We start from the raw sequence: 10629 nt of genomic DNA, 5'->3' as shown, positions 1-10629 counted from the left end.
CCGCCTCGTTGCAAAGGAGGCCTTAAGTGGGAATACAGGACAGGTTATATAACGAATTCGATTCGAGTGTGGTTGAAGAATTTTTGATGATGCTCGATATTGTGGAAGATTCTTTGGATATGGCAATTGAGAGGCTTTATACGGATTATGATGGGGCGGTGAACGATCTTTTCAGAATGTTTCACAATTTAAAATCCGCAACGGGTTTTTTAAAAATAAAAAGAATCAGTAATTTTGCGCATTTTGTTGAAGATGTCCTTGAGAAGGCGAGGGAAAAAAGTGAAGCGGGTGAGGATTTGATTGACTGGCTTTTCAGGGTTGCGGATCAGTTTCACGAATGGTATGCAAACATAGATTCGAACGAGGAACTTGCCCCTCTTCACCCGGATATTTTTAAAGTACCTAAGATTTAAGATGTTAAGGAGATTAATAAGTGAGAAACAAAGAAAACGAAGTGGTTTTTATTGAAAGAATCAACAGGATAAATCCTAAAATTTTAGAAGGATTAAAGGAAAAAAAAGAATTTTCTTTCAGAATAAACAGACACAAGGCGGGACTTGAAGCGATTGAAGAATTAAAAAAAGAAGGATATAACCCAAAACCTGTGGAATGGAGCAAATGGGTATATACCCTTCCTATTGAAGAGAGGAAAAAAATAACCAAATCAAAAACATATACCGCCAATAAAATATACATTCAAAACCTTTCATCCGTAATATCCGCTCTTTCACTGGATGTAAACGAAAACGACTGGGTGTTGGATCTGGCGGCGGCCCCCGGAGGCAAAAGTCTTATATTCAGTGAAAAGGCGTACAAAGTCAGTGCCGTTGAACCTGATAAAAGCAGGTTTTTCAGAATGAAAAGAAATTTTAAAGAGCACGGCGCAAAAAACATACAAACTTACAACAAAGACGGTCGTTTTGTTTATAAGGCTACGGGGGAGATGTTTGATAAAGTGTTTTTGGACGCTCCCTGCAGCAGCGAGGCGCATATAGATTTTAAAGAAGGGATTACGTGGTGGAACCTTAAAAGGGTGAGAAGGTTTTCAAAACTTCAAAAAGAACTTATTGTTTCCGCTTTCGAGTCCTTAAAACCCGGCGGTGAAATGATATTTGCAACCTGTACATTTGCGCCGGAAGAGAATGAAGAAAGCGTTGATTTTCTTTTAAACGGATACGACAACGCGGAAGTTGTCGATGTGGACCTTCCGATTGACAATATTCAAAAAGGAATTACGAAGTGGGAGAACAAGGAATATCACCCGGATGTGGCCAAAACCGTAAGAATATTGCCAAAAGGTGCATATTCCGGGTTTTATTTTGCAAAAATCAAAAAGAACTGAATATTTTTTCGGTTAAATTTTTTAATCTTCTTTTGTATTCCTCTTTTGCAAAAACCAGCGCCTCTTTGTAACCTGATACGGATTTGCCCAAAAATACGACGGTATACGGTTTGTCGATTAATATTCGGGCTTTGCCGTTTACGATGTAACTGTTAAAAAGGGTTAGTTTTTTTAAGGCTACCTTAACGGATATTATATTTTCCGAAGAAGGTGTGATTGTCAGATATTTGCTTAACACTTCAATGGTGGCGTCTTTAAACATGTTCGCTTTAAGTGAAAATTTTGTGTTTGTTATTATTGTTTCGGCTTTTTTTTGAAGGTTTTGTATTGTTGAAATATATCCGTTTATGTCTATTCCCAAAGATTCTAAAATAAACATTTCGCTTTTTACGCTTTTTAATCTGTTAAGAACCCTGTATGCCGAAATTACGTTTTTAATGGGCGATTCGCCGTTAAACGAAAGGTTTTGAAGTTTCAGTTCGAGTTTTGTTTTTAAACTTTTTATGAGTTTATGTTTGTTTACCCTTATAAGCACATAATATTTGTCGTCAGTTTTTTGTGTTTTTAAAATTTCGTAGTTGTTGAAATTTATATCGGAAATCCGGGTGTTTATCTGCTGGTATATTTCATTGTAGGTTTTTTTGTTATGAATTCCCCTGTTTATTACGAAATTGGAAGAAATTTTTACGTTTATTCTTGATGCTATGTCATTTAAGGCTGTTTTGAGGGCTTCTTTTTTGGAATATCCTTCGGCGGATGCGTAAAAATACGCTCGGGTGTCTTTTGGCGTTTTTATATACCATTTGGGAGGTTCGGGACTGGTACACGATACGAATAAAAATATAAGTAAAAAATACCAGCTTTTCATTAAAACAGATCCCAAAAAGAGTTGTTAAAATCTGGTATTACCATATCGCCTATTTCAATATGCCGGTTTTCTTTTAAATCGACAGTGATCCAGCAGGTATTTTCAAATATCAGGTTGCTCACTTTGCCCTCCCCTATTGAATATTTTTCAATGTCCCCCGTTACGGGGTCTTTTCTGAGTCTGTAAATTTTTAATTTTAGGCCTTCGTACATTCCCTGGTTTTTTCCGAGCGTTATTTTGGCTATTAAGTCGTCGCCGTTTTTTCTTACTTCGTATATGTACCCTTTAGGGGCGAAAAATTTTTTTAGGGATTCAAACGCTTCTTTTACGGTTTTTTTTAATGATTCCGTTACGAGGTTCGGATAAAATTTGCTGTAAGAAACATTGTCCGAAAAATAGGCGCATTTTCTGAAATTGCGGTCGTATTCGTTTTGGAGGGAGGGGAGTTTCAGGATTTTTACGTTTATTTCGGTACATGACGAATAGGAGTAATAAGGGGGCGAATATTTTCTTATTTTACCGTGTGGCGTTTTAATGTAATAATAAAACCCCCTGTGGTAACGGGATGTATAGGTTGCATTTAGTATTTTTCCTTCCAAAAGGTAATCAGCCCCTATATCGCTTTCGGTTTCCTTTGCTATTTCGGCCGCTTTTATTTCCTCTTTTATTTTTTCCTTTCCGATTATTCTCAGTATTTTTACGAATTTCGACGTTTGCAGCATTGAATTGAGGGTATAGGTCGCCGTTTCGGAAAGTTCCATTCCTTTGAAATAATATGCGGGAAATTTTACGATTGAGACTTTTTTTACGGAAGGTTTGAAACTGACGGATACGTTTTTGTTTTTAGGCGCGTAATACGGTCTGTATTCGGCCAGGTTGATTTTGCTCGAACAGCCTGAGAATAAAAGTACGGTTAAAAGAAAAAAGAAAAACCTCATTATCTTGAATATTTCTCTTTTGCCGCTTTAAGCGCAGCTATGACGTCGTCTATGTTTTCGTAAGGGATGTGTGCTTTCCAGTCGGGTTTTTCATTGTCGCCGTTTAGCGAAATCCCTATGCTCACCACCGGTTTGCTGCCCTCCCCGTAAGGTTCGTTTATATGCGATACCGTAATCATCCCCTCTTTTGTGTTTGCAAGGGGAAATTCCGCTATGATTATGTTTGTTTTCATGATAAGCCTTTTTTTGTTAATTATATCATTTTTATTTCAGTTTTTTAATAACCGCGATAAATTCCCTTTCGCTCTCTTCAAGGTATGTTTTAATCTCTTTAATCTCCTTTTCGTATTTCGGTATGTAGTGGTATTTAAGCGCGTTTACCCTGATGAGCGTCTGTTTTAGTTCGGTTGAGAGTTTCCAGATTTTTATTTCGAGTTCCGCAAGTTCGAGTATCATTTTCAGGCTTTTAAAAAAACTCTCCCTTGCTAGATCTTCAAAAATATTCGTATTGAGGGTAATTTTCGGTTTTTGTGATATTTTAAAATCTATTTTCGGAATTACGATTCCCAAAAAGCTTTTTTGAACGGCTTTGAGTTCCGTTTTAACGAAAGATTCCGGCGAGAGGTTTCGGTTTTCCATAAGGGCTTTTATTAATATGTTGTAGCCGCTTTTTACCGTTTCGTTAAGCTCTTTTCTTCTTTTGTCCACCGTTTCGAGTATGCTCATAATCTCTTTAATAAGCAGATCCCGTTTTTTACTGAGGATTTCCTCGCCTTCGTTTACTATTTCAAGATCTTTTTTCAGATCAAGCAAGGCGGATTTATTCTTTACCATACACTTCCCCGAGCTCTTTTTGCGAAAGTCTTGTCATTTCGCTTTTGGGCAGTATTTTTAAGATTTTTTTGGCCGTTTCGAAGGTTTCATGCATATTTCTCGCAACCGGCTGGTTTATGAATCCTTTTTCGAACTCTTTTGAAAAGGCGAGGTATTTTTTTTCAATATCGCTCAGCTCGTTTTCGCCTATTATCGAAGCGAAATTTTCTATTTTTTTTGCATTTGCATAAGAGGAATAAAGCTGTGATGCTAAGCGTTTGTGTACCGAATCCACGGCAGAGTTCATAAGTCTTGAGAGCGAATTTAAAACGTCAACGGGCGGAAAAACCCCTTTTTTGTGAAGGTTTCTGCTGAAAACTATCTGGCCTTCGGTTATGTATCCGCTCAGATCCGCTATCGGATGCGTAATGTCGTCGTCCGGAAGGGTCAAAACGGGAATCTGGGTAATTGAGCCCTTTTTCCCCTTGATTATCCCCGCCCTTTCATAAATGGATGCGAGGTCGCTGTACATATATCCCGGATATCCTTTTTTCCCCGGAATTTCCTCTTTTTTTGAAGAAATTTCCCTTAGGGCGTTTGCGTAATTTGTCATATCGTAAAGTATGACTATTACGTTTTTTCCTTTTTCAAACGCCATATATTCTGCGAATGTAAGGGCGGTGCGCGGTAGCAGAAGAGAGTTGACGGCCGGTTCGTTGGCAAGGTTTAAAAAAACGGTTACGTCGGCGCTTTGTGATGTTATACCGTTTATCAGGTATTCGGCTCTCTCAAACCTCATCCCTATCGCCGCAAGCACTATAAGGGAATTTTGTATTGAAATCTGGGTTGCGAGTTTTGCGACGAATTCGTCGTTTTTAAGTCCGCTTAGGGCGAATACCGGAAGTTTCTGGCCTTTGACGAGCGTGTTTAAGGCGTCTATACAACTGAACCCCGTTTGGATTATCTCTTTGGGATATTCCCTGTATGCGGGGTTGTACGCACCCGGGTTTATGTCCGAGTCTTTTTCGAAAAACTCTGTTATTCCTTCTTTGGGGTTTGCAAAAGCGTCAAGAGTTTTTCCCGCAAGGTTTTCGCTTAATTTTATTTTTAAGGGTTTGAAATGAAATTCGGCTTTTATACCGTTTACGTCTATGCCGTATGTGTCGCCTAAAATTTCAATGACCGTAACTTTTTCGTCAACGGCACTTACTATTCCCTTAAGTGTTTTGTCGCCGTATCTCAGCGTTACGCTTTCGTTATATCCCACTCCTTCTATTGTTTCGAAAAACAGGAGGTTTCCTTTGAGTTTAAGCGCCCCTTCGTATTCCACTCTCATATCATTCTCCGTAATTTTTTATAAATTCGTTGTAAAAAATTTCTATTTTTTCTCTTAATGTTTCATATTTGTTATACTCTTCATTAGGAATTTCATATTTTGCCCTTATGAATTCGGAAATTACAGGCTGGTTTTTCAGCGTATCGACAGGAATCTGTTTGGTTAAAAACGCTTTTTGCCACAAGCTGTGAATCAAAACGATTGTTTTTGCCATTTCCATCTGTTTTTGGGGGGTGCAAAACGCATCCGTTTCGTCAAAAGCGTTTTGTTGTAAAAACGCTTCTTTAATCAGTTCCGCCGTATAAAGTGTTATTTTTTCCCCTTCGGGAAGCGCCCCTACGCCTAATAGTTTTACGATTTTCTGAAGTGCGGCGTCTTTTTGAAGAATACCGTTGAAAAACTGTTTTGTTTCGGTGTATGGGCCCTTGTTTTTCCACCACTCTTCGAGTTCATACTCGGAGTAGCTGTTGAGGTAGTTGATCGCGGGGTAAAACCTCGCGTTTGCAAGGGATTTGTCAAGCGCCCAGAACACGCTTGTGAAACGTTTGGTATGTATGGTTACGGGCTCCGAAAAATCTCCGCCCGCCGGCGATACGGCGCCGATTATTGTAAGGGAGCCGGTTTTCGAGCCGAGCGTTTTGACAATCGAAGCCCTTTCGTAAACGGCCGCTATTTTTGATGAAATGTCCGCAGGATACCCTTCTTCCATGGGAAGTTCTCCCATTCTACTTGAAAGTTCCCTCATAGCCTCGGCCCATCTGGATGTGGAATCTGCCATAAGAGCCACATGATAGCCCTGGTCTCTATAATATTCGCCTATCGTTATACCGAGATATATGGACGCTTCCCTTGCGGATACCGGCATATCCGAAGTGTTGGCGATTAAAACGGTTCTGTTCATTAAAGGTTTTCCGGTATATGGGTCGGTAAGTTTCGGAAACTCTTCCAAAACCTCCGTCATTTCGTTTCCCCTTTCTCCGCAGCCTATATAAATGATTATATCCGCATCGCAGTATTTTGCGAGTGTCTGCTGCAAAATGGTTTTGCCCGTCCCGAACCCGCCTGGTATCGAAGCCGAGCCGCCCTTGGCTATCGGAAACATAAAATCAATGACCCTCTGCCCCGTTATTAACGGAATTTTGGGCGAGAGTCTTTTTTCAAACGGGGAGGGGATTCTCAGAGGCCTTTTTTTAACCATTGTCTGGATGTTGCCGCCGATTATTGCTATTGTGTCTTTAATTGTGCAGTTTTTGTCTTCAATTTCTTCGATAACGCCTTTATAATCGCTTAAAATTTTGTGTTTTATGCCGTTTTCATCAACTTCGCCTATTATTTCCCCTTTTTTGACCTCATCACCTTTGGTTTTTAAAGCCTTAAAAAAATATTTTTTTTCTTCATCCAAGGATTTTGATTTTGCGCCTTTTTGAATCCTCTCGGGCATTGTAAAAAGATTTCTCTGGATACCGTCGTACACGCTTCCGAGAAGTCCGGGCCCGAGTGTGGCGCTCAGAAGCGTGCCGGTTAAAAACACGGGTTCTTTCAGTTTCAAAGAAGTGGTGTCCTCGTAAACCTGCACGGTGACACTTTCTTTGTCAACGCTTATAATCTCCCCCGTAAGTCTGTTTTCCCCCACATATACGAATTCGTACATTAGAGGGTTTTCGTTTTTGTACTCGGCTTTTACAACGGGTCCGTTGACGGATGTTATTTTAAGCATATCAGGCCTTTTATCAGTTTCTCGGCGGTTTCTTCCGGATCAAACACAATGTGCTTGTTTCCAGTTTTGAAAACGAAACAGTCGTTTTTTACATATTCGGTTTTAAATTCGCTTTTGCATTTTCCCTTTAAATATTCCGGTAAAAAAAGCTCCCCTTTTTTATGGGGTTTGATTTTATCTATAAAACACCTGCAAAGTTCGGCGCCGTTTTTGCGTATGAGTTCTAACAGCTCTTTTTTCAGGGAGGATGTTAATTTTTCATAAAAAACCGCAAGCTCTTTTTGGTGTTTTTTGTATATTTCCGTTTGTTTTTCTTTTAATATTTTTTCGTATTTCAGTTTTAAAAGCTCTTTTTCTTTTTCGATGTCAAGGCTTTTGAAAAAGCTTTCTTTCTGTTTTAGGAGTTTTTCTTCTGCTTTTTTTATTTTTTCGTCCGCAATCTCTTCCGCTTCTTTAAGCGCTTTTGCCTTTAGTTTTTCAAAGTCTGATTCCGAGAACATTTGAGAGGTATCCTTTTATGTTTTCTTGCATATACGTTTTTTCGAAAGACGGTATGAAAACCACCGCCGGAAGGGCGTTTTTTTTGGTGTAGTTTGAAAATTTGTTTTTAAACGTTTCATAATACCTGTCAGCAATTATTACAAGCCCCGTGTTTTTGTCTTTCAGGACGTTTTGCAGATCTTCCTCGAATTTTTTAACCTCCACCGTTTCTATGCCGCATAGAGAAAATCCGAGACACTCCTCCTTATTGCCGAGCAGTACAATTTTCATATTTTCCCTAATATCATTATGGATACGATAAGCCCGTAAATGGCTATACCTTCGGCAAGTCCTAAGAAAATAAGCGCTTTAGTGGAAATTTCGGGTTTTTCTCCAATGCTTCCCATTGCGGCAGCTCCGACCATTCCGACGGCTATTCCCGCGGCTATGCTTGAGAGTCCCACCGCAAGAGCCGCTGCAATGTAGGCGTACGAGTTATCCCCCGCGGCTAATACCATCGGCAAAAATAGAAAAACCCTCAAAAATTTACAGTTCGAACGGTTTGTATTCATAACCTCCTCCTTCGTAGAATCGTTTGAAAAATTCGTAATATTCAAGTCTCAAAGTCTGTATGGTTACTATTATCCCTTCAAGTATTATAACGAATATATTGCCTAAAACAACCGTAATCCAGTATCCCGTTTTGTCCATCATTTCGGCTATTGTAAAAACTGCTAAAAACAAAGCGGCGTGTGCGAGGGCGAAAGCGCCCGCCCTTACGAAAGAAACGGTGTTCGTTATGTTTTCCAAAAGGGCTATTACCGAATGAAAAATAGGTTCGGACGTTTTTTTGCTTTTATACACAGTATAACCAGTAAGTGCTAAAAACAGTATTCCTAAAAGCATTAGGTCGTATTTTATATCCGTATGAAGGATAAACGTTTTAATTCCGATCCAGAGCAAAAGCAGGTATATTGCAAACGGCAAAAGCCCGTTTTCACCGAAGAGCAGTTTTTTTATGTCTCCTTTTTTGTAGTTTGTCGTCATATAAAGTATAAAGCCGGTGGAAATAATTACGGCTCCGGCAAAAAGGCTTAGGGCGATAAGGGTGTTTATGTTTTCCATAGGAGAGAATGAATGAAATATTTCGAATCCGAAAAAGTGTCCGTAAACGGCGCCGAAGAGCATTGAGGAGATACCGCTTAAAAACATTATTCTGCCTAAAATTTCTTTTTTGTTTTTCAGTATGAAACCTGCGACGGCCAAAACGGCCCCCTGTCCCATATCTCCGAACATAAGTCCGAAAAGAAAAACGAAAATAAGCGCAAAGAAAACCGTCGGGTTTATTTCATAGGGTTTTGGAAGCGAATATGTTTTTACGAGGTTTTCAAAAGGTTTGAAAAATTCCGGTGTGTTTAAAAGGGTGGGTGAGTTTATCTGATCCGTTTTTTTGTGTTTTAAAAAGGGAAGTTTTTTAAATTTCTTTTTCGGTATCCACCCTTCGAGTATGTAAAAACCGTTTTTTTCTTTTAAAACCGTTTTGACTTCGTAAATGTTTTTCAGATACAGAAGGTGGGAATATATTTTTTTTAACGTCTCTTTTTCTTTTATTATTTTTTCTTTTTCCCTGTTTATTGATTCAAGCATTGTTTCGAGATCTTTTTGTGTAAGCGAAAAAAGTTCCCCTTCAAACGGGGTGATTGAAAATTTTTGCAGTATTTGAACTGTTTTGGTTTCACTTTTTGGCGTGTATATCGCAATTACGGGTATAAAACCCTCCGCATATTCATAAACGCACAGTATGCCGTAGGCGCTCAGTACTATTTTTATTTCCTCAAAGTTTTCATAGGCGGCGTAAAAAGCCTTGAATTTCAGAAATTTGAAATGAAGTTTTTCTTTTGTCAGGTTGAAATGTTTTAAAAAAACGTTGAGTTTCCTAAGAGACTGGGTTTTTCTTTTATACTCTTTTTCCGTAAAAGACACGCTTTCATAGGCGGATATCAGCGACGAGAGCGTTTTTTCTATTTCTTCGGTTTTTAAACCTTGTTTTTTCGGAGGCGGTAGCGGTTCGTTTATTATTGAAAGCAGATCAGCCGTTTTTTTTAAAAGAGTGTCTATTTTATAAATTAAAGGGTGTTTTTTCGTATCTTCTTTTTTTATGTGAACTATTTTTTCCTTTCCGATTTTTTCAATGGCCTGATCTATTTTTTCTTTCGGGATTTCAAACGTTACTTTGTACATTTTTTCCGGAAACAGCATTTTAAACCACCATATCGTTTATCTCGGTTTTTGCAAGGTGATACGTAAATCCGGTAAACACCGCTTTTATATTAGATATTTCCCTTTTTTTAAGCATTAAAAACACAAACGGCACGGAAAGTTTAAAAGGATAACCGTACCATACCCCTTTTAAAGATTCGTAATAAGCCGAAAAAAGCTCTTTTTTCAGGGATGTGAAGCTGTGTTTTTTCGGCGGGAGGTTTGTCAGTTTTTGAAGAGCGGCTGCAAATTCGTACAGATTGTTCGACATACTGAGATTTTGAAGTTTGTTTTTGTCGAGATGTCCGTACGGAAGCAGATAAGCGAAAAAATCCTCGATTTTTAATCCGTATATTATCCGGTATTTCATGATTGTGAATATGTTTATCAGATCAAAATACCTTCCGATAATTTTTTTAAATTCTTTTTTTTCCCTGCCTGAGATTTTTTCAACGGAATTTTTAATAAGCAAAGCCCTGTTTTTGTCTATTTTTTCATTTGAAAAAAAGAGGTGAAAAAGGCTTTTTTCGTTTCTGTTAAGCGGTTTCGTAACTTTTTTGTACAGTTTTTCGAAATGGGTGTCGAGGTCATTGTAAAGGTTTTCGGCTGAGGTGATAACGCTGCCGTAAGGGGTTGAGAGGAGAATATTTAACACTTCGGCTTTGTTTTCGGCCCCAATAAGTTTTTGCGTGTCTATAAATTCGCTTTTGAGGCTTCTTACAAGCGCATTTACGTAAGCGTATTTTACCGCCCGCATAATTCCTCTTTTATTTTGTTTAAAAGAATGTGTTTGTCCGTTTTTAACGATTTTAGCCAGTTTTGTTTTTCTTCTGTTTCAGAGATGATTTTTTTTTCGTAATTTTCGAGTTTTTCATT

Annotated in this window: 13 protein-coding genes; 2 read left to right on the top strand and 11 right to left on the bottom strand. The window is 38.6% G+C overall.

The genetic code is table 11. From position 1 onward, the window contains the following. Nucleotides 1–26: 26 nt before the first annotated feature. A complete protein-coding gene (locus tag ACXJIE_RS09125) occupies nucleotides 27–413 on the top strand; it encodes an Hpt domain-containing protein (RefSeq protein ID WP_456480664.1) in 387 nt (128 codons plus the stop codon). Between the two features lie 20 nt (nucleotides 414–433). Next, a complete protein-coding gene (locus ACXJIE_RS09120) occupies nucleotides 434–1342 on the top strand; it encodes an RsmB/NOP family class I SAM-dependent RNA methyltransferase (protein WP_456480663.1) in 909 nt (302 codons plus the stop codon). Here the strand turns inward: ACXJIE_RS09120 and ACXJIE_RS09115 are convergent. From ACXJIE_RS09115 to ACXJIE_RS09065, 11 genes are read right to left on the bottom strand one after another with little or no spacing between them, the layout of a single operon-like run. Further along, a complete protein-coding gene (locus ACXJIE_RS09115; RefSeq protein ID WP_456480662.1) occupies nucleotides 1329–2210 on the bottom strand; it encodes an LPP20 family lipoprotein in 882 nt (293 codons plus the stop codon). The genes ACXJIE_RS09120 and ACXJIE_RS09115 overlap by 14 nt on opposite strands. After that, on the bottom strand, nucleotides 2210–3148 hold the full coding sequence (locus ACXJIE_RS09110) for a hypothetical protein (RefSeq protein ID WP_456480661.1): 939 nt from the start codon (nucleotides 3146–3148) through the stop codon (nucleotides 2210–2212). The genes ACXJIE_RS09115 and ACXJIE_RS09110 overlap by 1 nt, the downstream gene beginning before the upstream one ends. After that, a complete protein-coding gene (locus tag ACXJIE_RS09105) occupies nucleotides 3148–3381 on the bottom strand; it encodes a hypothetical protein (protein WP_456480660.1) in 234 nt (77 codons plus the stop codon). The genes ACXJIE_RS09110 and ACXJIE_RS09105 overlap by 1 nt, the downstream gene beginning before the upstream one ends. Nucleotides 3382–3412: 31 nt before the next feature. Continuing rightward, the gene (locus tag ACXJIE_RS09100; protein ID WP_456480659.1) at nucleotides 3413–3982 is read right to left on the bottom strand and encodes a V-type ATP synthase subunit D; all 570 of its coding nucleotides are present in this window, start codon (nucleotides 3980–3982) and stop codon (nucleotides 3413–3415) included. Next, nucleotides 3969–5297, bottom strand: a complete 1329-nt coding sequence (locus ACXJIE_RS09095; RefSeq protein WP_456480658.1) for a V-type ATP synthase subunit B — start codon at nucleotides 5295–5297, stop codon at nucleotides 3969–3971. The genes ACXJIE_RS09100 and ACXJIE_RS09095 overlap by 14 nt, the downstream gene beginning before the upstream one ends. A gap of 1 nt (nucleotide 5298) precedes the next feature. Further along, entirely contained in the window at nucleotides 5299–7014 is a 1716-nt protein-coding gene (locus tag ACXJIE_RS09090; protein WP_456480657.1) for a V-type ATP synthase subunit A, read from the bottom strand. After that, nucleotides 7002–7514 carry a hypothetical protein gene (locus ACXJIE_RS09085; RefSeq protein ID WP_456480656.1) on the bottom strand — a complete coding sequence of 171 codons (513 nt, stop codon included), beginning with the start codon at nucleotides 7512–7514 and terminating at the stop codon, nucleotides 7002–7004. Before ACXJIE_RS09085 ends, ACXJIE_RS09090 begins: the two co-directional genes overlap by 13 nt. Then, the gene (locus tag ACXJIE_RS09080) at nucleotides 7492–7785 is read right to left on the bottom strand and encodes a V-type ATP synthase subunit F (protein ID WP_456480655.1); all 294 of its coding nucleotides are present in this window, start codon (nucleotides 7783–7785) and stop codon (nucleotides 7492–7494) included. Before ACXJIE_RS09080 ends, ACXJIE_RS09085 begins: the two co-directional genes overlap by 23 nt. After that, a complete protein-coding gene (locus ACXJIE_RS09075; protein WP_456480654.1) occupies nucleotides 7782–8066 on the bottom strand; it encodes an ATP synthase subunit C in 285 nt (94 codons plus the stop codon). The genes ACXJIE_RS09080 and ACXJIE_RS09075 overlap by 4 nt, the downstream gene beginning before the upstream one ends. Next, entirely contained in the window at nucleotides 8041–9753 is a 1713-nt protein-coding gene (locus tag ACXJIE_RS09070) for a V-type ATP synthase subunit I (protein WP_456480653.1), read from the bottom strand. The genes ACXJIE_RS09075 and ACXJIE_RS09070 overlap by 26 nt, the downstream gene beginning before the upstream one ends. A gap of 1 nt (nucleotide 9754) precedes the next feature. Beyond that, on the bottom strand, nucleotides 9755–10510 hold the full coding sequence (locus ACXJIE_RS09065) for a V0D/AC39 family V-type ATPase subunit (RefSeq protein WP_456480652.1): 756 nt from the start codon (nucleotides 10508–10510) through the stop codon (nucleotides 9755–9757). Between the last annotated feature and the right edge of the window lie 119 nt (nucleotides 10511–10629).

Source organism: Nautilia sp. (assembly GCF_053994455.1).
This window is presented reverse-complemented; position numbering and strand designations above follow the sequence as displayed.

Excerpts from the sequence above, each read along its gene's own strand:
- ACXJIE_RS09115 (WP_456480662.1), bottom strand. The coding sequence starts at position 2,210 with ATGAAAAGCTGGTATTTTTTACTTATATTTTTATTCGTATCGTGTACC.
- ACXJIE_RS09085 (WP_456480656.1), bottom strand. The coding sequence starts at position 7,514 with ATGTTCTCGGAATCAGACTTTGAAAAACTAAAGGCAAAAGCGCTTAAA.
- ACXJIE_RS09095 (WP_456480658.1), bottom strand. The coding sequence starts at position 5,297 with ATGAGAGTGGAATACGAAGGGGCGCTTAAACTCAAAGGAAACCTCCTG.
- ACXJIE_RS09090 (WP_456480657.1), bottom strand. The coding sequence starts at position 7,014 with ATGCTTAAAATAACATCCGTCAACGGACCCGTTGTAAAAGCCGAGTAC.
- ACXJIE_RS09110 (WP_456480661.1), bottom strand. The coding sequence starts at position 3,148 with ATGAGGTTTTTCTTTTTTCTTTTAACCGTACTTTTATTCTCAGGCTGT.
- ACXJIE_RS09070 (WP_456480653.1), bottom strand. The coding sequence starts at position 9,753 with ATGCTGTTTCCGGAAAAAATGTACAAAGTAACGTTTGAAATCCCGAAA.
- ACXJIE_RS09080 (WP_456480655.1), bottom strand. The coding sequence starts at position 7,785 with ATGAAAATTGTACTGCTCGGCAATAAGGAGGAGTGTCTCGGATTTTCT.
- ACXJIE_RS09065 (WP_456480652.1), bottom strand. The coding sequence starts at position 10,510 with ATGCGGGCGGTAAAATACGCTTACGTAAATGCGCTTGTAAGAAGCCTC.
- ACXJIE_RS09105 (WP_456480660.1), bottom strand. The coding sequence starts at position 3,381 with ATGAAAACAAACATAATCATAGCGGAATTTCCCCTTGCAAACACAAAA.
- ACXJIE_RS09075 (WP_456480654.1), bottom strand. The coding sequence starts at position 8,066 with ATGAATACAAACCGTTCGAACTGTAAATTTTTGAGGGTTTTTCTATTT.
- ACXJIE_RS09100 (WP_456480659.1), bottom strand. The coding sequence starts at position 3,982 with ATGGTAAAGAATAAATCCGCCTTGCTTGATCTGAAAAAAGATCTTGAA.